At 65.3% G+C, this 22440-nt stretch carries 16 protein-coding genes; 13 read left to right on the top strand and 3 right to left on the bottom strand.

All coding sequences use genetic code 11. From position 1 onward, the window contains the following. Positions 1-5: 5 nt before the first annotated feature. Positions 6-2528 (bottom strand): bifunctional lysylphosphatidylglycerol flippase/synthetase MprF, encoded by a 2523-nt coding sequence (locus QM588_RS10575; RefSeq protein ID WP_283313526.1) that lies wholly within the window; start codon positions 2526-2528, stop codon positions 6-8. Positions 2529-2629: 101 nt separating this feature from the next. Beyond that, positions 2630-3931, bottom strand: coding sequence for an alpha/beta hydrolase (locus QM588_RS10570; RefSeq protein ID WP_283313108.1), 1302 nt, complete (start codon positions 3929-3931; stop codon positions 2630-2632). Positions 3932-4125: 194 nt separating this feature from the next. On the opposite strand from QM588_RS10570, the gene QM588_RS10565 reads away from it, so the two are divergent. From QM588_RS10565 to gndA, 4 genes are all read left to right on the top strand, one after another. After that, complete coding sequence (locus tag QM588_RS10565) at positions 4126-4542, top strand: BlaI/MecI/CopY family transcriptional regulator (protein ID WP_032366177.1); 417 nt, start codon at positions 4126-4128, stop codon at positions 4540-4542. A 23-nt stretch (positions 4543-4565) separates the two neighbouring features. Then, entirely contained in the window at positions 4566-5522 is a 957-nt protein-coding gene (locus QM588_RS10560) for a M56 family metallopeptidase (protein WP_283313103.1), read from the top strand. A 280-nt stretch (positions 5523-5802) separates the two neighbouring features. Further along, positions 5803-7599 carry a DEAD/DEAH box helicase gene (locus QM588_RS10555; RefSeq protein ID WP_442972893.1) on the top strand — a complete coding sequence of 599 codons (1797 nt, stop codon included), beginning with the start codon at positions 5803-5805 and terminating at the stop codon, positions 7597-7599. Between the two features lie 164 nt (positions 7600-7763). Then, positions 7764-9215 carry an NADP-dependent phosphogluconate dehydrogenase gene (gene gndA / locus QM588_RS10550; protein WP_283313101.1) on the top strand — a complete coding sequence of 484 codons (1452 nt, stop codon included), beginning with the start codon at positions 7764-7766 and terminating at the stop codon, positions 9213-9215. A gap of 70 nt (positions 9216-9285) precedes the next feature. Here the strand turns inward: gndA and QM588_RS10545 are convergent, their stop codons facing one another. Next, positions 9286-9813 (bottom strand): DUF4262 domain-containing protein, encoded by a 528-nt coding sequence (locus QM588_RS10545; protein WP_283313098.1) that lies wholly within the window; start codon positions 9811-9813, stop codon positions 9286-9288. Between the two features lie 87 nt (positions 9814-9900). Between QM588_RS10545 and QM588_RS10540 the strand changes: the two genes are divergently transcribed. The 9 genes from QM588_RS10540 (at position 9901) to QM588_RS10500 (ending at position 22427) form a co-directional block, all read left to right on the top strand. Then, positions 9901-11229 (top strand): DEAD/DEAH box helicase, encoded by a 1329-nt coding sequence (locus QM588_RS10540; RefSeq protein ID WP_283313095.1) that lies wholly within the window; start codon positions 9901-9903, stop codon positions 11227-11229. Further along, complete coding sequence (locus tag QM588_RS10535; protein ID WP_283313093.1) at positions 11226-12125, top strand: DMT family transporter; 900 nt, start codon at positions 11226-11228, stop codon at positions 12123-12125. The genes QM588_RS10540 and QM588_RS10535 overlap by 4 nt, the downstream gene beginning before the upstream one ends. Positions 12126-12136: 11 nt before the next feature. Beyond that, positions 12137-13573 (top strand): GuaB1 family IMP dehydrogenase-related protein, encoded by a 1437-nt coding sequence (locus QM588_RS10530; RefSeq protein WP_283313091.1) that lies wholly within the window; start codon positions 12137-12139, stop codon positions 13571-13573. Between the two features lie 331 nt (positions 13574-13904). Next, on the top strand, positions 13905-15284 hold the full coding sequence (locus QM588_RS10525; protein ID WP_283313089.1) for a hemolysin family protein: 1380 nt from the start codon (positions 13905-13907) through the stop codon (positions 15282-15284). After that, positions 15277-16398 carry a hemolysin family protein gene (locus QM588_RS10520; RefSeq protein WP_283313087.1) on the top strand — a complete coding sequence of 374 codons (1122 nt, stop codon included), beginning with the start codon at positions 15277-15279 and terminating at the stop codon, positions 16396-16398. Before QM588_RS10525 ends, QM588_RS10520 begins: the two co-directional genes overlap by 8 nt. Further along, the gene (locus QM588_RS10515; protein ID WP_283313084.1) at positions 16399-17313 is read left to right on the top strand and encodes a 3-methyladenine DNA glycosylase; all 915 of its coding nucleotides are present in this window, start codon (positions 16399-16401) and stop codon (positions 17311-17313) included. Between the two features lie 64 nt (positions 17314-17377). Further along, positions 17378-19552 (top strand): malate synthase G, encoded by a 2175-nt coding sequence (locus QM588_RS10510; RefSeq protein WP_283313082.1) that lies wholly within the window; start codon positions 17378-17380, stop codon positions 19550-19552. A 67-nt stretch (positions 19553-19619) separates the two neighbouring features. Next, on the top strand, positions 19620-21284 hold the full coding sequence (locus QM588_RS10505) for a substrate-binding and VWA domain-containing protein (RefSeq protein ID WP_283313080.1): 1665 nt from the start codon (positions 19620-19622) through the stop codon (positions 21282-21284). Between the two features lie 3 nt (positions 21285-21287). After that, positions 21288-22427: a metallophosphoesterase gene (locus QM588_RS10500; RefSeq protein ID WP_283313078.1), complete on the top strand. Its 1140-nt coding sequence runs from the start codon at positions 21288-21290 to the stop codon at positions 22425-22427. Positions 22428-22440 lie beyond the last annotated feature (13 nt).

The following is a 22440-nucleotide window of genomic DNA, read 5'->3' as shown; positions in this document are numbered from 1 at the left end:
GACCGTCACCGCTCGATCATGGTTCGGACGAGCTTGAAGCCCTGCCCGATGGACACGTCGGGCAGGTAGGCCCGGCCGATTGCGTTGCCGATGCTGGGCAGCGCGGCAGGATCGGCAAACGTCATGTGCATCGGTTCGTAGCGCGGCTGGAATTTGGATTTGAACGCCAGCAGCGACCGGAACCCGTAGACGGGTTCGAGGGTGCGCCCGAGTACATCGAGCAACCGTTCGAGCAAGCCGGACAGCGTCGACTGCTCGGCGCTGGACACGTGCTCGGGCTGCTTCTCGTCGACTTTGGCCAGAGGGGCACCGGACAGGCTCAGGAACCGGGCACCCTCCTGCTCGAGGAGCAGGGCGGCCGAAGCAATGAGAAACTCCATCGTCGGCCGAAATCCTTCCGAGCGTCTCCGCATGAAATCGAGCGTCCACCCGACTATGACGCCGTCCTCGTAGACGGGCATCCACGACGTGACCCCGTGAACGGTTCGGTGCTCGTCGACGGCGATCAGGCATCGCACGTTCTCGTCGTCGACCTCCTCGAGTCCGCCGAGGGTGAAGCCCATCTCGGGCATCCCCTTGTCTGCTACCCACTCCTCGGAGATCGCGGTGATCTGATCGGTGATGGCCAGAGGAGCGGTGGGAAACCGAATCCACTCGGCGACGACGCCTGCCTTCTTCGCGCGGTTGAGCGCAGTACGTACATCCTGGAAACGCTTGCCGGTGAACGCGATCCCGTCCAGATCGAGCACGGTCTCCTCACCGACCTGGATACCGCCCCAGCCGAGAGAATCGGTGATGCGCCGGACGGCCGGGGTGACGGAGTAGAAACACGGAATCCACCCGTTCTTCGACGCGAACTCGGCGAACTCGACGACGTTGTCTCGCAACGATTCTCGCGGACCGACAGGGTCACCGGTGGTCAAAGCCACGCCGGAAATGACGCGATACGCCACGTAGCTGCGGCCGTCGGCGCTGAACCAGTACTTGTTTCCGCGCCAGGTCGTCATCCACGACAGTGCCGAGCCGCTGCTCGACATCAGCACGCTGCGAGCCCGTTCGGTGGCATCGGTCTCCGGGCCGTACACCGGTGTGAGGAAGGTGCTGATCGTGAGCACACACACCACGACCCAGAACACGACGCCGGTCCACTCGAACAGCAAGGTGGTCGGGATGCTCTGGGGTAGAAGGGCGGGCTCGAGCCACTGCAGATAGACCGGCGGAACCAGCCTCTGCGGGAAATCGATCAGCAGTCCGCCGAAGGACGGCGAGTCGGCGAAACCGCCGCGACCGAGATAACCGCCGAGCGAGTAGATCAGGCCGAGTCCCACTGCGGCGGCCACGACGGACGCGGCCCAGCGTCGGTACGTGCCTGCCGGCGCCGACACGTCGAAGAACTTCCGAGTGACGATCAGGACCAGCAGGACCAGCAGGGGCAGAAGGAACGGCACTGCAGTGCGATAGGCAGTGGGAGATTCCAGCCCGTAGAACAAGGATTCGTCGTCGCCGGCCTCGAGGAACCGGATGGCGTAGTTCGCCACCGACAGCGCAAGCAGAACCACCTGCGAGATCACTGCCATCGCCCATGCGAACCGTCGACCGCGGCGCAAACCGTCACTGACCACCAAGAGGAACAGCGACGGCATGATGCTCAGGATCGTCGGTCCGACTCCGCCCAGCCTGAGGTCGAGCAGCCCGCGGCGGCATTCCACCGGATCGGTCGTGGCATCGGCGCAAATCTCACGAACCTCGGCAGCTGTGTACGGCACCCCGCGAACCACGTCGCGAAGCACCGCGAACGGCCCCACGGCATTGGGGCTCAAGGCCGCCAGCACCGGACCCAGGGCACTGGCGGCGACGATCAGCGCGACCAGCACACGTCCTTCACGCTGCGTTCCCGCCAATCTCGGACCGCGCGCCGAGCGGCCGACGATCCACGGGCCCACGATCAGACCGATCACCGCTGCCGCCAACCGAACGACGTCCTGCAGATGACCGCCGAACAGGGCCAGGGTCACCAACAGGGCCAGCACTCCGACGCGAATCCGCCTGCGCCACAGCGTGTCCATACGCGACGTGGCAACCAGCACAACTCCGAAGACCCATGTCGTCGGGCCCACGGCCGTACCTACGTGCAGGCGGAAACCCCAATCCTCGTCGACGGTCTTCGCCAGCACGGCCAGGCCCAGCCCGAACAACGACCCGGCAACCTGCGTCACGAATGCGGCTACCGCGAACCGTCGGGAACCGATACGACGTTCGATCGGAGCAGCAGCGAGGAGAACCGCAACCGTCGCCACCACGCAGCCCGCGATGTTCGGCGCTGCCAGGCCCGAAGTCAGTGGCGTCCAGAGGTGCCAGTGCTCGAACGGGACGATGCCGACCGCGAAGTACCTGTCGACCTGACCACGGCCGTCCGACACGACGGCATATATCCCCGAGAGCCAGACCACGGCGAGCAGGGTGAAGCTGACCGGGGCACCCACGGCACCGAACAGGATCAGCGACCACAATCGCCGCGACTGCCGCATCGTCGCCGAGGCGGCGGATCTCACGACGGCCACCTTCCCGGAAACCCATGTCGGTGCCGCAGCATCTATCGCTTCCGTCGAACTCCCCGACTCATCGGTGTTCACGCCGTCAGTCCTGTTCTCGTAGCCAGCCACGGCAGTTCTCGACGTAAGCCTTCGGACCACACCGCGAAGCTGTGTCCCCCTGGTACCTCCACGTACTGCACATCCATTCCAGCGGCCTTCGCCGCGTCGTACATCTCCTGCTGGCCCGGTTGGTAATCCTTGTCCTCGGACCCCACGACGAAAATACCGGCAGAGTCCGGGTATCGACGCGATTTCAGCAGGTCGAGAGGGTTGATCGCGGTGAACGCTGCGGCGTTGCCGCCGAACGCCTGCTGCACGGTTCGATCTCGATCGCCGAGGGTCGGCTCGCGCTGACCCGACATGTCGAGAAACGTGGGATAGACCTCGGGATGATTGGTGGCCATCTGTATCGAGCACGTTCCGCCGTAGGACAATCCGCCGATCGCCCAACGAGCACGATTGCGATCCACCTGAAGGGAGTTGTCGATCCAGTCGGGAACGTCACGCGCGAGGTAGGTGGCCGCGTTGCCGAGTGCCGAATCCACGCAGAGCGGATTGGCGATCGACGAACCGGTGCCGTCGGCCACCACCACCACCGGTGCCAGACCGGCGTGATCACGCGCGAAGTTGTCCATGGTCTCGGCGAGCTTGCCCCCGTTCAACCAGTCTTCGGGTGCGCCGGGCTGGCCGGCGAGCAGTACGAGGACAGGAAGAAGCGGACGGTGGTCGGCGAAATAGGCCGGCGGTAGGTAGATCTGGGCGTCTCGCGCCGTGAAGTTCGACGCGGTGGCAGGAATGGTGGCGGAGGTGACGCGGCCGGCGGAAGGCAGGTCGGCAGGTGCGGACCAGGCAGATTCCAGGGGCGTGCCGGTGACGGTATCGGAGACCGCAGGCGGCACGTCCGAGAACGCTATGCGCTCGGCCGACTCGACACCGAGCGCATTTCCCACGGTCGGATACGCAGCGAATTCGAGGTTGACGTGCAGAGCAGACGTTGCCACCACGAGGACCGCCGCCAGCACAGACACCACTGTGCCGACCACGCCGCGGGCAGCGATCGACCGTGGTACGAGCGCGAACAGGGCCGCCACACCCACTCCGATCCACACGTAGATCGAGATGTCGATCGGATCGGGGAACGGTCGCCACACTTTTTCGACCAGCACGTAACCGATGGCCGTGACGACGATCGCCGCGGTGGCAGCGATCGGCAGCGCGCGCCTGACGTACCGACGCGACCTCGAGACCAGCAACCACAGTCCGCCGGCCGCGCCGAGCACGGACACGATCACCGGCAGCGGCCCATCGAGCAACGACAGCGAATCGAACCACTTCACTCGAGGTCTCCACTCATCTTTCCGACTCGGCCCAGCGGCACCAACTCTCGACAGAGTATTCGCACGCACCCGCACACGGTCACGACCCGCCGACGCCACTCGACCGCGGCTATGACAGAGACCACAGCATCGGGACCGTAGTTACTACTACGAGTAGTACGCATCCGCGTCGGACTGGCCGTAGACTCGGAGGAATGGCTGGCCTTGGTGAATTGGAACGCGCAGTAATGGACCATCTGTGGGAATCGACGGAGCCGCAGACCGTTCGTCAGGTCCACGAGGCCCTCGCGACTCATCGTGAACTCGCGTACACGACCGTGATGACGGTCCTGCAGCGTCTGGCGAAGAAGAGTTTGGTCGTCCAGCAGCGTGACGACCGAGCGCATCGCTACGCCCCGGTCCATGGCCGCGACGAGTTGGTGGCGAGTCTGATGGTCGACGCGTTGTCCCAGGCCCCCGCCTCCGGTGGGCGTGCAGCAGCCCTGGTGCACTTCGTCGGGCAGGTCGGAGCAGATGAGGCCGCCGCCCTCCGTGAAGCACTCGCGGCGCTGGAAGTGGCACAATCGACGACAGAGTCACCTTCTGCTGCAGAAGGCCGTCCGACGGACTGAGGCTCCTCGTAGTAAGTGAGGACATGAACTCCACCACTGCGCTGGTATTCGCGATACTCGCGCTGATCCTGGCTGGACCTGTGCCGGCAATGCTCGCCCGTGCGAGCTGGCCGTACCGGTCGCCTCGCGCTGCTCTGGTGCTGTGGCAGGCCATCGCCCTCGCAGCCGTGCTGTCGGCCTTCAGTTCCGGCCTCGCGATCGGCGGATTGCTGCTCGTGCCGGGACCCGACGGTCGACCGACTACGGCTCCGACCGACGAAATCGATGCCTTGGGCCTGCCCCTGTGGACCTTGTACGTCGTGGTACTCGCGATCACGCTGGGCATCGGCGCGAAACTGATGTTCTCGGTGGTTCAGGTGGCGGTGCGTACCCGCCGTCGCCGCTCCCGTCATCGCATGTTGGTCGATCTGCTCGACAGAACCGACAAGACCGACAATCCGTTCAGGGGCCTGCGTGATGCGGACATCCGGGTTCTGGACGCGGCGGAACCGATCGCGTATTGCCTGCCCGGACTACGGCAGCGGGTGGTACTGAGCCGCGGAACGCTCGCCAGCCTCTCCGAGGCGGAGGTGACCGCGATTCTCAGCCACGAGCGATCACATCTTCGATCCCGTCACGACCTGGTGCTCGAAGCGTTCACCGCGGTCAACGAGGCGTTCCCCAGAATCGTTCGTAGCAAGTCCGCCCTGGGCAGCGTTCAGCTGTTGGTCGAACTACTGGCCGATGACACAGCGGTCAAGGTCACCGGACCCACGCCGCTCGCACGTGCACTCGTCACGTGTGCCGGATCCACCGCACCGCGGGGTGCCATGGCAGCCGGCGGACCGCACACACTGATTCGCGTGCAGCGGCTGAGTGGGCCGGGCAGCGACGTCCGGATCGCCGCTGTGGCATATCTGGCCGCCGTCGTCATACTCGTGCTGCCGACCATCTACGTTGCGATGCCGTGGCTCGAGGAGCTGAGCAAGCTTCTCGGCTGATCGAAGGCCACCACACCGAGGGGTCACGCAGGTCACACCCATCCGGGTGAACAAATGACGGTACGTCCCGTACAGTAGAACTCGGTCGCCATCGCGACCAAGCAATCGAAATGGCACAAACAGCCCCACTTTATGCAGGTTCGACCTGCGTACCGATGGCCAGGTGACAGTGCCCTGGCTCGTATCAATGTGTTCTGGCTGTTTTTCGTGTTTCCCTTCTCGTCGGGTCTCTCAGCTTCGGGCTTATTGGCGTGCCCGCAATCCGGAGAGGCTTTACTGCGTGACCAACGCTGTTTCCAACACCACCGTTTCCCCCGAGTCCGACTCGACGGCCGTACCGATGCCCGCAGCGGCACCGGCCTTCACCTTCGCCGAGCTCGGTTTGCCCGAGGCCGTCGTCGCGGCGCTTGCTCGTAACTCGATCACCGTGCCGTCCCCCATCCAGGAGAAGGCGCTTCCCGACGCAATTGCCGGCAAGAACGTCCTCGGTCGCGCGCAGACAGGTTCGGGCAAGACCCTCGCCTTCGGCCTGCCGATTCTGCAGCGCCTCTCGCTGCACACCGATCGACCGGCCGCCAAGCGCCCGCGTTCGCTCGTATTGGTCCCGACCCGCGAACTCGCGTTCCAGGTGGTCGAGTCGCTCGCTCCCTACGCCAACGCACAGGGCCTCCGGGTCATGCCCGCCGTCGGCGGCACCCCGTTCAACAAGCAGGTCGAGCAGCTTCGCCGCGGAGTCGACGTGCTGGTCGCCACTCCGGGACGGCTGGCAGATCACCTGCGTCAGGGCACCTGCATCCTCGACTCCATCGAGATCACCGCACTCGACGAGGCCGATCAGATGGCCGACATGGGCTTCCTGCCCGAGGTGCGTGCCGTACTCGCCGATACACCCGCAGACGGACAGCGGATGCTGTTCTCGGCCACCCTCGACCGCGAGGTCCAGTCACTGGTTCGCCAGTTCCTGCCCGACCACGTCGAGCACTCCACCCAGGACGGCAAGGCCAGCGTCCGAACCATGGACCACTACGTCCTCATGGTCGACCGTGGCCAGAAGGATCTCGTGCTCTCGGAGATCGGTGCCCGTGAAGGCGGCCGCACCATCATGTTCGCGCGCACCAAGCTGGGCTGCGACGGCATCACCGATCGCCTGCGCGCCCTCGGCATCGCTGCAGAGTCGCTGCACGGCGGCAAGGCACAGAACCAGCGCACCCGAGTGCTCGAGCGATTCAAGAACGGTCGTACTCCTGTGCTCGTGGCCACCGACGTCGCGGCCCGCGGAATTCACGTCGACGGAATCGACCTGGTCGTACATGTCGATCCGCCCGCCGACCACAAGGACTACCTGCACCGCGCCGGCCGCACGGCACGCGCTGGAGAAAAGGGCACCGTCGTCGCGATCGTGCTCCCCAATCAGCGTCGCCAGGTTCTGCGTTTGACCGGGATGGCCGGCGTCAAGGCCACCGCGGTCAACGTCTCCCCCGGTTCGGCCGAGCTCAACAGCATCACCGGCGCCAAGAAGCCGACCGGTGAGCCGTTGCGCGCCGAATCCACCCCGCGTGATCGCAACAGCCGCCCGCGCACCGGTGGCTACCAGGGGTCCAACCCCCGCAGCGGCGGCTACCAGGGTTCCAACCCGCGTAGCGAAGGCGGCTACCAAGGTGACCGCCCCCGCACGGGATACCAGGGATCGAGCCCCCGCACCGGCGGCTACCAGGGATCCAACCCGCGCAGCGAAGGCGGCTACCAGGGTGACCGTCCCCGCACCGGATACCAGGGATCGAGCCCTCGCACCAGCGGCTACCAGGGATCCAACCCGCGTAGCGAAGGCGGCTACCAGGGATCCAACCCGCGCAGCGAAGGCGGCTACCAGGGTGACCGCCCGCGTCGCTCCGACTCGAGCTCGTACCGCGGCTCAGAGGGTCGCGGTTACGAAGGTCGCGGCTCGGACAACCGTGGCTCGGACAACCGGCGTCCCGCCTCTGCCCCGCGCCAGGACGAGAACCGGTCGGGTGGGTTCCGTAGCCGCACCGAGCGTCGTTCGTACGACGGTTTCGACGGGCCTGCACGCAGCCACTGATCCATCGTTCGAGGCGAAGTCCTGATTCGACGGGCTTCGTCGCTCGAACCCCGAGGTGCCGCATTCTTCGCGAATGCGGCACCTTTTTCGTCGTGTCGGGCAGCGTCGCACCCGACCCAGGGGGTTGGCTCGCGCGAAATCGCGCGGCAAGGAAAGCTGTCTGTATGACCTCAGCAGCAAAAGAGACAGAACTGGCTCAGATCGGAGTCACCGGACTCGCCGTCATGGGCTCCAACATCGCGCGTAACTTCGCCCACCACGGGCACACCGTCGCGTTGCACAACCGCAGTATCGCGAAAACCGACGCGTTGATCGCCGAGCACGGCACCGAGGGCAACTTCATCCGTACCGAGACCATCGAGGAGTTCGTGGCTGCGCTGGCGAAGCCGCGGCGCGTGCTCATCATGGTGAAGGCGGGCGACCCGACCGATGCGGTGATCGAGGAACTCGCCGGTGTGATGGAGGAAGGCGACATCATCATCGACGGCGGCAACGCGCTCTACACCGACACGATCCGCCGCGAGGCGGCCATGAAGGACCGCGGTCTGCTCTTCGTCGGTGCCGGTATTTCCGGCGGCGAAGAGGGCGCGCTCAACGGCCCGTCGATCATGCCGGGTGGTCCGGCCGAGTCCTACAAGGCATTGGGACCATTGCTCGAGTCCATCGCTGCGCAGGTGGACGGCACGCCGTGCTGCACGCACATCGGGCCCGACGGCTCCGGCCACTTCGTCAAGATGGTGCACAACGGCATCGAATACGCCGATATGCAGCTCATCGGCGAGGCATACAACCTCTTTCGCGACGCGCTCGGGTACTCGCCTGCGCAGGTTGCAGACGTGTTCACCGAATGGAACAAGGGCGATCTGGAGAGCTACCTCGTCGAGATCACTGCAGAGGTCCTCCGCCAGGTCGATTCGAAGACCGGGCAGCCACTGGTCGATGTGATCGTCGATGCTGCCGAGCAGAAGGGCACCGGTCGATGGACCGTCAAGGCGGCACTCGATCTCGGAGTGCCCGTGACCGGCATCGCCGAGGCGGTGTTCGCCCGGGCTCTGTCGGGATCGCGGGCCCAGCGCAAGGCCGCTGTCGGCCTGGCATCGGGAACACTGGCCGACAAGCCCACCGATGCCGAGCAGTTCACTCACGACATCAGCCGGGCGCTGTACGCGTCGAAGATCGTCGCCTACGCACAGGGCTTCGATCAGATCGCAGCGGGCAGCGCCGAATACGATTGGAATCTGCATCCGGGCGATCTCGCCACGATCTGGCGTGGTGGCTGCATCATCCGGGCGAGGTTCCTGAACCGCATCAAGGACGCGTACGACGACAACGCCGAACTACCGAGCCTCATCCTGGCGCCGTATTTCCGTGACGCCATCGAGAACGCGATCGACAGTTGGCGGCGCGTCGTCATCACGGCTGCATCGCTCGGCATCCCGGTGCCCGCGTTCGCATCCTCGCTCTCGTACTACGACGCGTTGCGTGCCGAGCGTCTGCCTGCAGCCCTGACACAGGGACAGCGCGACTTCTTCGGTGCGCACACCTACGAGCGCACCGATTCCGAGGGCAAGTTCCACACTCTGTGGAGTGGAGATCGCTCCGAGATCGAAGCCTGACATCGGTCGCCCGCCGGTGGCACCGCACGTACTTCGTGAGGTGCCACCGGCGTGATCGGTCGACGCTCGCTCAGAAGGGCACCGGCCCGAGTACCGGCTGCACCACCGTCGACGGAATTCCCTCCCACGGCAGTGCACCTTCGAGGTCCCTCCAGACGGCTTGCACGGCGCTGAAGCGACCCGTGCCGTATATGTCCGAGGCCACGTACAGAATGTCGGCGCAATCCGGTACGTCGACGGCCAGAAGATCGAATCCTGCTGCTGCACAACCGATTCCGGATTCGATCTCCAGCATTCCCGACGCCACCGATGTCCCCAGTGCGTTCAGGATCATCGAGGACTCGCGTGGCCCGCGGCCCGTCACGACGATTTCGGGACTTCCCAAGTCGGTGAGACCGACCGTATAGCAGAACGCGGGATGAATGCCGTCTCGATCGACCTCCGATTCCACATACTGCAGCGCCCACCCGAACGTCTCGATCGTTGCCCTCACGTCATCGATGTAATCGTCGACACCGAACCCTCGGCACATCTTGCACATGACTCCCCCACCTTCGCCGTGCAACCACCCCTGCGGAGATTGCGTCTCGAACGCCATTCGAACTCACGTTCTACTACAAGTATTGCGTGCGGTACCGACAAGAAGGGTCGAGCACGTCGTCGATCCGGCGGTAAGGTCAGCTCCATGCCGGGTCAATCCACTCGATCGTTCGCAGACCTCGGTCTCCCCGTCGTTCTGGTTCACTCCCTCAGAAATGCAGGAGCTCGCGACCCGTTCCCCATTCAGGTCGCGGCGATCCCCGATGCCCTTGCCGGACGGGATGTCCTCGGGCGCGCACCCACGGGCTCGGGTAAGACCCTGGCGTTCGCACTGCCGCTTCTCGTCCACCTCGCAGGCAAGCGAAGCGCACCTGCGGCACCGCGCGGGTTGATTCTCGCCCCCACTCGGGAACTGGCTCTGCAGATTCGTGAAGTACTCGACATCCACGGTGCCACCTTCGGACTTCGCACCGTCGGCGTCGTCGGAGGTGTTCCACTCGAACGCAACGTCCGGGATATTCAGCGCGGTGTCGACGTCGTGGTCGCGACTCCCGGCCGGCTCATCGATCTCCTCCAGCGCCGCTCGATCACACTCGAGCACGTCGAGGTCACCGTCGTAGACGAGGCAGATCGCATGGTGGACATGGGTTTTCTTCCTCAGGTCGATTCATTGCTCGCCGCCACCCCCGCCACCGGTCAGAGGATGCTGTTCTCTGCGACGCTGGACGGGGAGGTAGACGGGCTGGTCGAGAAATTTCTGAACGACCCCGCCGTGCACTCCACTGCAGCAGCGGTCAGCGAACCCGACATGACCCATTTCGTCTTCCGAGTCGACGGGGCTCGGAAAACCGAAGTCGCTGCCGCACTTGCCAACCGCGACGGAAAAACGCTGCTGTTCCTACGGACCACCCATGCCGTCGATCGACTCACCGATGAGTGCCTCGCGCTGGGTGTGCCGGTGTCGTCGCTGCACGGCAACAAGACCCAGGCACACCGCACCCGATCGCTTGCAGCCTTCGGCGAGGGCACGTCCGTAGCTCTGATCGCAACCGATGTGGCAGCCCGCGGTGTTCATGTCGACGACGTGACGCTCGTCGTTCACGTCGATCCCCCGGTCGATTTCAAGGATTACCTGCATCGCGCCGGGCGCACTGCACGTGCCGGCGCCCGTGGAACCGTCGTGACGCTGGCTACGGACGACCAGTTGGATCGCGTCCGAACGATGGCCGACGAGGCCGGCGTTGCAGCCACGGTGATCGACACCGATCTGGACCAGTCCGCGTGGCGTCGACCGACGGGCGCACGCACCCCGATCGGTCGACCGCTGCCTGCCCCGGTACCGACGACGAACGGTGCTGCAGCCGACTCGCGAACGGCGCGTGGCGCAGGCCGGACGGGTACGCCGGGCAGGCGTGGGCGGAGCGATGGCACCGAGAGCCGGCGGGGTGGCGGTAGCAGAGGACGACGCGGGTGACCGCGTCCTGGCCGGCGGTCGTACTCGCGCTGATTTCGGCGTTCCTGTTCGCTTGCGCGTCGGTCGCGCAACAGAGCGCGGCCGCGTCCGTCCCCGAAGGTGAATCCCTCGTTTCGGCACTGGTGCGTAGCCCGCGGTGGTGGGTGGGCGTCCTCGGAGACGGCGGTGGCTATGCGGTTCAGATTGCGGCGCTGTGGGTCGGCTCGGTGCTGATCGTCCAACCTCTGCTGGTGACAGCACTGCTGTTCGCTCTCCCGATGTCGGCAAAGCTGGTCGGGAGAACACTGCCCGCCACCACCTGGGCGCTCGCCGTGGCGATGGCCGCGGCACTAGCCGTCTTCATCGTGGTGGGCGATCCGAGCGAGGGCAACACCGACGCCCCTTTCGTGCAGTGGCTCGTTCCATTGATCGTGGTGGCCGTCGTGGTCGGCTGCGCCGCCGCGGGCGGATTGCTGCTCACCTCGCCGGGAGTTCGGGCACTACTGCTCGGTGCAGCGGGAGGTTTGTTGTTCGGCCTGGCTGCTGCGCTGACCAAGAACGTCACCGACCTCGTCGACGGTAACCCGATCGAGGCGCTGACGGCGTGGCAGACCTACACGCTGATCGGATCCGGCGTCGTCGGCTTCTACCTGCAGCAGCGCGCATTCCAGGTGGGTCCGCTGTCGGCGTCGATGCCGGCCGTGACGATCTGCGAACCACTCGGCGCGGCGTTCATCGGAGTCACCGTCCTGAACGAGCGAATCAGAACGGAGGGTGCCGCCCTGACAGTCATCGTCGCGGCGGTGGCCGTCATGATCGTCACGACGGTCCTGCTGTCGCGTACGCAGGCTGCGAACGCGTCCGAACCGACCGCTCGGGATGGGGCGTCGACCCCAGGAAGTCCATCCGACCGGTAGTCTCGATCAACGTGCAGTTCCTCGATGGTCACCAGCCGCCCTACGATCTCACCTACGACGACGTCTTCCTCGTCCCGAACCGGACCGATGTCACTTCTCGTTTCGACGTGGACCTCAGCACGGTCGACGGGTCGGGAACGACCATTCCGATCGTCGTGTCGAACATGACCGCAGTATCGGGTCGACGGATGGCCGAGACCGTCGCACGACGCGGTGCCATTGCCGTCATTCCGCAGGACCTGCCCACCGAGGCCGTCGCCGAAACGGTGGCGTTCGTCAAGAGCAGAGATCTGGTTGCCGACACACCGGTCGTTCTCGGACCCAACGCATCGGTGTCCGATGCGCTCGCCCTGGTACACAAGCGCGCTCACGGATCCGTCGTGATCGTCGAGCACGGCAAGCCCGTCGGTGTCGTCACAGAGAGTGCCTGCGCGGACGTCGATCGCTTCGCTCGGCTCAGCTCGGTGGCCGCTACCGACTTCGTGCGGGTGGCCCGCAACGCCTCGCCCAAAGAGGTCTTCGAGCTGATGGAAGCCGCCCACGCCCAGCTCGCGATCGTCGTCGAGGACGACGGTTCCTTGGCCGGCGTGGTGACGAACACCGGTGCCGTCCGCACCGGCATCTACGCTCCTGCCGTCGACGCGTCGGGACGGCTGCGGATCGCTGCTGCAGTCGGCATCAACGGCGACGTGGCCAAGAAGGCGACGGCGCTGGTCGAGGCCGGTGCCGACGTTCTGGTGATGGATACCGCCCACGGGCACCAACAGAAGATGGTCGAAGCGCTGGCCGAAGTGCGTTCGCTCGATCTCGGCGTACCACTCGCCGCCGGCAACGTCGTCTCCGCTCAGGGCACCCGTGACCTGGTGACGGCGGGTGCGGACATCGTCAAGGTCGGTGTCGGCCCCGGGGCCATGTGTACCACTCGCATGATGACCGGCGTGGGTCGGCCGCAGTTCTCGGCCGTGGCCGACTGTTCTGCTGCTGCAGCCGAACTCGGTGCGTCGGTCTGGGCCGACGGCGGTGTTCGCCATCCTCGCGATGTCGCGCTCGCGCTCGCTGCCGGTGCCGCCAACGTCATGATCGGATCCTGGTTCGCGGGCACCTACGAATCTCCCGGAGATCTTCGCGTCGACGCGGCAGGCAACCGATACAAAGAGAGCTTCGGCATGGCGTCCAAGCGCGCCGTCGCTGCGCGCACTGCCACCGACGGGGCCTTCGACCGTGCCCGCAAGGCATTGTTCGAGGAAGGGATCTCCAGTTCCCGGATGCGACTGGACCCGGATCGTCCCGGCGTCGAGGACCTGATCGATCACATCTGCGCAGGTGTGCGCAGCACATGCACTTATGCCGGGGCACGTTCCCTGCCCGAATTGGCCGAACGAGCCGTCCTCGGGGTGCAGTCGGCCGCAGGATTTGCCGAAGGGCGCCCCCTGCCGTCCGGGTGGTAACGCACCGAGACGGTTAGACTCACCCACTACGAGTTCGACGACGTTCGCTGTCGTTGCCCGTGCCGAGAAGACAACGTCGACTCGGCACGATGCGACGATGCGTCGGCCACCACCGGTGTGCCGCAAGGCGAGCCAGACAGAAGGGAATCAGGTGCCCGAGGCACCCACTATTTCGGTTGCCGGTTCGGCAACTGCGGAACAGCACGATGACGGTTCCACATCGGAGGGATCCTCTATCGAGCCGGGAGAGAAACCCGGCGACACCGATTTCGACAGGTCCCCGCAGACGAGCGGAGCGGTACTGCTCTCTCAACTTCGGCGGCGTTGACCTGTGGCCACTCTTGTCACCATCGTCAGCCTGATCGGCTTCGTGGCTCTGACGGCAGGTACTGCCCTCTTCGTCGCAGCCGAGTTCTCTCTCACTGCTCTCGAACGCAGTGCGGTCGAGTCTCAGGCCGAGAACGGCGACCTACGCTCGCGCCAAGTTCTTCATGCTCACAAGACGCTCTCGTTTCAGTTGTCGGGCGCGCAGTTGGGCATCACGATCACGACACTCATCACCGGTTATCTCGCGGAGCCGGTGCTGGCAGGGTTCATCAGGCCGGTGACCACCGCACTGGGTGCCTCGGACTCTCTCGCGTCGGGCATCTCACTCGCGGTGGCTCTGATCTTGGCCACGTCGTTCTCGATGATCTTCGGTGAACTGGTCCCCAAGAACATCGCCATAGCGAAACCGATGTCGACCGCGCGCGTCACAGCCGGAGCGATGGCCGGGTTCTCCCTGATCTTCAAATGGGCGATCAACGGACTCAACGGCTCGGCCAACTGGCTCGTGCGACGGCTCGGCATCGAACCGGCGGAAGAACTGCGTTCGGCGAGATCACCGCAGGAGCTCGGTTCGCTGGTCCGAACGTCGGCCCGACAGGGCTCGATCGACGAGAACACCGCACGCCTGGTCGACCGGTCGTTGCAGTTCGGCGACCGCACCGCCGAGGAACTGATGACGCCGCGGGTCAAGATCGAGACTCTGGCCACCGACGCGACCGTCGCCGACCTGATCGAAACCGCTGCGCGAACGGGCTTCTCCCGGTTCCCGGTGGTCGACGGCGACCTGGACGACACCGTCGGCGTCGTCCACATCAAGCATGCGTTCACGGTGGCCGGAGCGGACCGCCGGTCCACCACCGTCGAGTCCCTGGCGCGCGACGTTCCTGTCGTTCCGTCGAGCCTGGACGGCGACGCTGTGATGGAACGCGTACGGGCCGACGGTATGCAGGTCGCTCTCGTGGTGGACGAGTACGGCGGCACCGCAGGCATGGTGACAATGGAAGATCTGATCGAGGAGATCGTCGGCGACGTGCGCGACGAACACGACGAGCCGGAGCTGGACGTCGCTCGTTCGGGTGACGGCTGGGACTGCGCAGGGCTGCTTCGCATCGACGAGGTTGCGTCGGCGACGGGGTATTCGGCCCCGGAAGGCGAATACGAGACCATCGGGGGCCTGGTACTGATGCAACTCGGCCGGATTCCATCGGAAGGGGACGCGGTGCTCCTACCGTCCCCGGCAACGGAGGACGTCCCCGACGGCGACGGCGGGTGGATGGCGCGCGTGATCCGCATGGACGGCCGCCGAATAGACCGTGTGCTGATCCTGCCGGTCGACGCCGAAGCGGTGGCGTGTCTGCGATCGGACGGTGAGGTCGATGGGTGACTTCCTCGGGGTAGGTCTGGCAGTTCTGCTGCTGGCCGGAAACGCCTTCTTCGTCGGTGCCGAGTTCGCACTGATCTCAGCGCGCCGTGATCGTCTCGAAGCCTTGCTGGCGCAGGGTAAGAAGCGCGCACAAAGCGTCATCGAGGCCGGTCAGAATCTGTCGCAGATGCTCGCCGCGGCACAACTCGGCATCACGATCTGCTCGATTCTGCTCGGCCGCGTCGCCGAGCCCGCAGTCGCGCACTTGATCGAGGTGCCCCTGGAGTTGGTCGGCATCCCCGGCTCGTTCCTGCACCCGATCGCCTTCGCCATCGCGCTGACACTCGTCGTCGTCCTGCACATCCTCGTCGGCGAGATGGTCCCGAAGAACATCGCCATCGCCGGCCCGGAAAGCACCGCCATGGTGCTCGTGCCCATCCACCTGATGTTCATCAAGGTGGCGTTGCCCCTGATCTCGTTCTACAACCTGTGCGCCAACCTGACGCTGCGCATGCTTCGAATCGAGCCCAAGGACGAACTGAGTTCGTCCGTCTCGGCGGTGGAGCTGTCGCAGATGATCGGCGAATCGCGCTCGGAGGGACTGATCGACGCCGAGGAACACCGCAGATTGCGTCAGGCTCTCCAGACATCGGGCCGAACCGTGGCCGAGGTTCTGATTCCCTCGCATCAGGTTCGGAGTATCGAGCTGTCCGGGCCGGATCACACCCTCGGTCCGACCCTCGGTTCGGTCGAACGTGCTGTCATCGAAACCGGGTTCTCCCGGTACCCGGTGCGTGATGCAGGCGGTTCCCTGGTGGGCTATCTGCACCTGAAAGATGTGCTCGACGACATGGCCGACGATTCGGCCGGTCCGGAGACCGTCATTCCCCGCAGCGACGTCAGGGCCCTGCCCGTGGTGTCCATCGACACCGTGCTCGACGATGCGCTGACGAAGCTGCGACGCGCCAGCAGCCACCTCGGTGCCGTGCACGATGCCACCGGTGCCACGGTCGGCATCGTCGCGCTGGAGGACCTGGTCGAGGAGTTCGTGGGCACGGTTCGAGACGGGACTCACCGTGTCGCCGGTCCCCGACCGGGTCAGTCCGCACCTACCGGTCCCCCGCGGAACGTCTGAATGGGCGAATCGGCGACGCTGACCGAGGCGGAGTGGACTGCCCGCAGAGACGCGCACTCGGCGCGAGTGGAGAGCCTCGTCGGCAGCTATCTGGCCGATCGCGGCCACGGCAATGTGCACCCGGTGGTGGATTTCCTGTTCACCTACTACAGCCACCGCCCGGGTCAGCTGCGCCGATGGAATCCCGGCCACGGCACGGTTCTGACGGGCGATCGGGCGCACGACTTCGCCGAGTTCGCCTCGTACGAGAAGGTCGAGACTGCGGACGGCCCCGGCTTCCGGGTTCGGTCGGATCTGCTCGAGCGCCGCCGACCGAGTATCGAGTTCGTTCTGGGTCTGCTGTCGGCGACGCGGGAGCGACCGCCCATGCTCGGCTGTTTCGGCCTGCACGAATGGGCGATGGTCTACCGCGGCGGCGACTCGGCAGTCCGGCACAGCCAGGTCCCGCTGCGACTCGGTCACGAGGGAACCGACGCCGTGGTCGACTCGATGACGTTGCGGTGCACTCATTACGACGCCTACCGCTTCTTCACCGAGGACGCGGTACCGCGTAACGCACTCGCGTTGTCCCCCGAGTCGCGCATGGGGTCCGAGCAGCCCGGTTGCATCCACGCGTCGATGGATCTGTACAAGTGGTGCTACAAATTGGGTCCGCTGATCGACTCCGAGTTCGTGATCGACTGTTTCGAGTTGGCGTTGGAGGCTCGGACGATCGATATGCGCGCAAGTCCGTACGACCTGAGCGAGTACCATCTCGATCCCATCCGAATCGAAACTGCGGCTGGACGGGCAGAGTACGTTCGCGCGCAGGGAGAGTTGTCGGCGAAAGCAGCTCCCCTACGCTCGGCACTGATGGATCGGTGTCGAAATCTGCTCACCGGCGGCGGGTTCGGTGTCGGACCTACCGCCGAGTAACATCGACAGCGTTGTCGTGGGGACACCGTCACCGGTGTCCGTGACCGGAAAGAGTGAGGAATTCATGACCGATCGTGTGCAGGCTGGTGGACTTCAGGTCGCCAAGGTCCTATTCGATTTCGTCGAGAAGGAGGCGCTGCCGGGTACCGACGTAGATTCGGAGGCCTTCTGGGCCGGTGCCGCGTCGGTGATCGCCGATCTCGCTCCCAAGAACAAAGCGTTGCTTGCCGTCCGTGACGAGATCCAGGGCAAGGTCGACGCGTGGCACGGCGAACATGCCGGTGCCGATTACGACCGCGCAGCGTACAAGGCCTTCCTGAAAGAGATCGGCTACCTGCTCGACGAGCCCGCCGACTTCCAGATCACCACGTCCGGAGTGGACACCGAGATCACCACCACGGCCGGGCCGCAGCTCGTGGTTCCCGTGCTCAATGCACGCTTTGCGATCAATGCCTCCAACGCACGATGGGGCTCGCTCTACGACGCCCTCTACGGAACGGACGCCATTCCCGAGACCGACGGAGCCGAGAAGGGCTCGAGCTACAACAAGGTCCGCGGAGACAAGGTCATCGCGTTCGCGCGTGACTTCCTCGACGAGGCATTGCCGCTGAGCTCCGGCTCGCACGTCGGGACCACCGGATACGTCGTCGACGCCGCGTCGCTGACAGTGACGTTGGCCGATGGCAGCACCGTGGGCCTGAAGGATCCGGCACAGCTGTTGGGATACCAGGGCACACCCGATGCGCCGACGGCCATCCTGTTCGTGAACAACGGTTTGCACTTCGAGATCCAGATCGACCCCGAGAGCCCGATCGGCAAGACCGACGGAGCAGGCGTCAAGGACGTGCTGCTCGAGTCGGCTGTCACCACGATCATGGACTTCGAGGATTCGGTCGCCGCAGTCGATGCCGACGACAAGGTTCTGGGCTACCGCAACTGGCTCGGCCTGATGAAGGGCGATCTCACCGAGGAGGTCTCCAAGGGCGGCAAGACGTTCACTCGTGCGATGAACAAGGACCGCACCTACACCTCGGTCGACGGTTCCGAGTTGACGCTGCACGGCCGTTCGCTGCTGTTCGTCCGCAACGTCGGCCACCTGATGACCTCCGACGCGATCCTCGACGCCGAGGGCAACGAGGTTCCCGAGGGCATTCTCGATGCGCTGTTCACCTCGCTCGCCGGTCTGCACTCGTTGACTCCGGACAACGTGCTCTCGAACTCGCGTACGGGCTCGCTGTACATCGTCAAGCCGAAGATGCACGGACCGGACGAGGTCGCCTTCACCGCCGAACTGTTCGGCCGGGTCGAGCAGGTTCTCGGCCTGCCCACCAACACGCTCAAGGTCGGCATCATGGACGAGGAGCGCCGCACTACGGTCAACCTCAAGGCCTGCATCCAGGCCGCGTCCGAGCGGGTCGTCTTCATCAACACCGGCTTCCTCGACCGCACCGGCGACGAGATTCACACGTCGATGGAGGCAGGGCCCGTCGTTCGTAAGGGAGCGATGAAGGGCGAGAAGTGGATTGCCGCCTACGAGGACTTCAATGTCGACACCGGCCTGGCGGCCGGCCTGCAGGGCAAGGCGCAGATCGGCAAGGGCATGTGGGCCATGCCCGATCTGATGCACGACATGCTCGAGCAGAAGATCGGCCACCCCAAGGCCGGCGCGAACACTGCGTGGGTTCCCTCCCCCACCGCAGCGACCCTGCACGCCTTGCACTATCACAAGGTCGACGTGTTCGCCCGTCAACACGAGATCGCGAAAGCCAAGCGCGCCACCGTCGACGAGATCCTCGAGATCCCTCTCGCGCCGTCCACCGACTGGACCGACGAGGAGAAGCAGAACGAACTCGACAACAATTCGCAGTCCATCCTCGGATACGTCGTGCGCTGGATCGACCACGGCGTCGGATGCTCCAAGGTGCCCGACATCAACGACATCGCACTGATGGAAGACCGTGCGACGCTGCGCATTTCGAGCCAATTCATCGCGAACTGGTTGCGGCACGGCATCGTCACCGAGGAGCAGGTGCGCGAATCGCTGAAGCGAATGGCACCGGTGGTCGACCGGCAGAACGCGTCCGATCCGACGTACAAGCCGTTGGCACCCGATTTCGACACCAACATCGCATTCCAGGCTGCAAGCGACCTGATCTTCCAGGGCACGAGCCAGCCCAACGGGTACACCGAGCCGATCCTGCATCGCCGCCGACGGGAGTACAAGGCCGTCAACGCCTGACGGACTTGTCGAACACGTGGGTGAACATCGGAACTCAGGGCGCGGGCGTTCCATAGCCGCCGGGCCCGTGATCGTCGTACTGACGATCGCGGTCCTGGTGGCAGCCGTGTTCGGATGGTTTGCGCTGCGTGATCGAATCTCGGATCAGGGGATCGAGGCAGCCGACACCTGCGTGGAGGGACCTGCCGTCCTCACCGTGGCCGCCGATCCCGACATCTCTGCCGCGATCGAACAACTGGCAACACGATTCGACGCGACCGCCCCGGTGATTCGCGATCACTGTGTGACGGTTGAGGTCAGAGCCATCGCATCCGATGCGGTGCGAGTGGCGTTGAACTCCGGCACCGACAACTGGGATGACGCCGCCCTCGGCGCCCGGCCGGGTCTGTGGATACCTCAGTCCTCGGCACACGTCGAGGCCGTCGTCGACCGTGGAGCCATCGACGGTACGCCGCGGCCGCTCGCGTCTAGTCCGATCGTCCTTGCGGCACCGGGCGCGGTGGCCGACGCCGTCGTCGCTGCAGGCTCGAGCTGGGCAGATCTGATACGACTGCAACGCGACCCGCAGGCTCTCGGACTCCCCGAGTGGGGTGGGCTTCGGCTGGCCTTGCCGTCCGGCTCCGACACCGGTGCGAGCACTCTTGCGGTCGCGGCCATCGCGGCAGGCGTCCGCGGTGACTCGACCACCGCACTCACCGTCGACGAGGCCTCCTCGACGCAATTGGTGTCGGCAATGTCGGAGTTGGCGGTGACCGACACCGGCGCTGCCGCAACCTCGGCCTCCACCACGTATGACGCCCTCGCCGCGCTCGAGAATGCTGCCGGCCCCGACGCCGCCGTCCACGCGGTCCCGGTCACCGAACAGCAACTCGCGTCGACCGATTCCTCGACGCTGACCGTGGTTCGACCACAGGGTGCAACGCCTGTCGCCGATCATCCGGCGGTCGTGCTCTCCGGTGACGAGACCTCCACCCGGGCAGCTGCGGCATTCGTCGATTTCGTGCGTCAGCCCGACGGTACGCAGACACTCTCGGACGCGGGATTCAGCGTGGACCAAGCGCAGGATTCGGGCATCGTCGCCCCACCATCGGGCCGGGTTGCCGACGCTCTGCTCGCTGTGCTTCGCAATCCGGTTCTGCCCCGCCGTGCCACTGTGCTGCTCGACGTGTCCGAGTCGATGGGCACCACCGAAGGCGGTGCGACGCGGCTACAGAACACTGTTCGCGCACTGAGCGAGCAGTTCCGACGAGTCCCCGACGCCACCGAACTCGGTTTGTGGAGTTTCAGCGAAGATCTGAACAACTCGCTGCCCTTCCGGGTGGATGTACCGACCGGACCGATGACAGTTCCCGTCGGGACCACTCCGAGGCGCTCCGCCCTCGATTCGACCGCTGCGGCGTTGACGCCGGCAGCCGGCTCGTTCACGTATGCGTCCGTACTCGTCGCGTATCTCGACGCCGTGGCCGGTTATGTTCCCGGCCGCGTCAATTCGGTCGTCCTGATCACGGACGGCACGGACGACTCACCCTTGTCGGCGGACCAGCTACTCTCCGAACTGACATCGGCGTCCGATCCGGCGCGGCCGGTCGCGGTGAACATCGTGCGCATCGGTGACGACAGCCCGGCCCGAGCGTTCACCGACATCGCATCTCGCACCGGCGGCACCGTGGACACGGTGCCGACATCGGATTCCCCAGACCTCCTCGATCGACTCGGAAAGTTGCTGTACTAGAACATGTCTCGTGTACTTTTTGTCGGCGTCTTCCTCCTCCTCGTCACGCTCTTCCTGCACTGGCGGTATCTCTCCGTAACGAGGGCACCGACACGTGTCAGACGCCCGGCAGATCTGTTGCTGATAATTCTGTGGTTGTGCGCGGTGATCGGCTTCGGCAGCGGCGTCGAGTTCGACCCGTCCTGGGCACGCGGTCCGGCCTTCGTCGGCCTGACCTGGTTGGCGGTGGTGTTGTATCTGTTCCTCGGCACGGTCCTGGTTGCTCTGATCTGCACCGTCGTGCGGGTGATGTTCGCACTGTCGCATCGTGATTCGACTGCTGTTCGGCTGCGCATATCGCGGGTCGGCTCCGTTGTCGTCGCTCTTGTCAGCGTCGTCGCTGTGGGGTACGGGCTCGTCGAAGCCGCCTCGCCTCGGGTCACACGCACCCAGGTTGCGCTCGACCGGTTGCCGGCCGAATTCGACGGTCTGCGAGTGGCATTGGTGTCCGATATCCATGCCGGGCCGTCTCGCGGTGCGGGCTTCGTGCGCACGGTCGTGGATTCGGTCAACGCGCAGAAGCCTGATGTCGTGCTGCTCGACGGCGATCTCATCGACGGGACAGTCGAGCTGGTCGGAGAAGACCTCGAGCCGCTGCGCGACCTGGAAGCCCCGCTCGGGGTCTTCGCCGTCAGCGGTAACCACGAGTTCTACGCGGGCGACGGCGGCGAGTGGCTCGACTTCTGGTCGACCCTCGACATCGACGTGTTGCGCAACGAACGCACGACGATCACCCGTGATGGCGCTGCCATCGACATCGCCGGCATCAACGACGCCACTGCCCCGGCACCGTACGAACCGAATCTGAGCGCTGCACTCGACGGCATCGACCCCGACCGCCTCGTTCTGTTGATGGCTCATCAGCCCAAGCAGGCTGTGGAGGCCTCCGAGCTGGGCGTCGACATGCAGGTGTCCGGACACACACACGGCGGTCAGATCTGGCCGATCCGCTACCTCGTACCGCTCCAGCAGCCCAGCGTCGAAGGACTGGACGCGATCGGCGACACCACGCTGTACACCACCCGCGGTGCGGGCGCGTGGGGTCCGCCGGTGCGCGTGGCTGCCCCGCCCGAAATCGCGATGCTCGAGCTCACACGGGGCTGACCATCTGCCCGTC

This window comes from Rhodococcus sp. IEGM 1354 (assembly GCF_030056855.1).
Taxonomy (GTDB): domain Bacteria; phylum Actinomycetota; class Actinomycetes; order Mycobacteriales; family Mycobacteriaceae; genus Rhodococcoides.
The sequence above is the reverse complement of the archived record's forward strand: the minus strand, read 5'-3'. Positions and strand labels throughout refer to the sequence as shown.

Bases quoted from the DNA above. Each gene is read 5' to 3' on its own strand.
- QM588_RS10515 (WP_283313084.1), top strand. From the start codon at position 16,399: ATGGGCGAATCGGCGACGCTGACCGAGGCGGAGTGGACTGCCCGCAGA.
- QM588_RS10510 (WP_283313082.1), top strand. From the start codon at position 17,378: ATGACCGATCGTGTGCAGGCTGGTGGACTTCAGGTCGCCAAGGTCCTA.
- QM588_RS10540 (WP_283313095.1), top strand. From the start codon at position 9,901: ATGCCGGGTCAATCCACTCGATCGTTCGCAGACCTCGGTCTCCCCGTC.
- QM588_RS10500 (WP_283313078.1), top strand. From the start codon at position 21,288: ATGTCTCGTGTACTTTTTGTCGGCGTCTTCCTCCTCCTCGTCACGCTC.
- QM588_RS10575 (WP_283313526.1), bottom strand. From the start codon at position 2,528: ATGCGGCAGTCGCGGCGATTGTGGTCGCTGATCCTGTTCGGTGCCGTG.
- gndA (WP_283313101.1), top strand. From the start codon at position 7,764: ATGACCTCAGCAGCAAAAGAGACAGAACTGGCTCAGATCGGAGTCACC.
- QM588_RS10545 (WP_283313098.1), bottom strand. From the start codon at position 9,813: ATGGCGTTCGAGACGCAATCTCCGCAGGGGTGGTTGCACGGCGAAGGT.
- QM588_RS10565 (WP_032366177.1), top strand. From the start codon at position 4,126: ATGGCTGGCCTTGGTGAATTGGAACGCGCAGTAATGGACCATCTGTGG.
- QM588_RS10560 (WP_283313103.1), top strand. From the start codon at position 4,566: ATGAACTCCACCACTGCGCTGGTATTCGCGATACTCGCGCTGATCCTG.
- QM588_RS10520 (WP_283313087.1), top strand. From the start codon at position 15,277: ATGGGTGACTTCCTCGGGGTAGGTCTGGCAGTTCTGCTGCTGGCCGGA.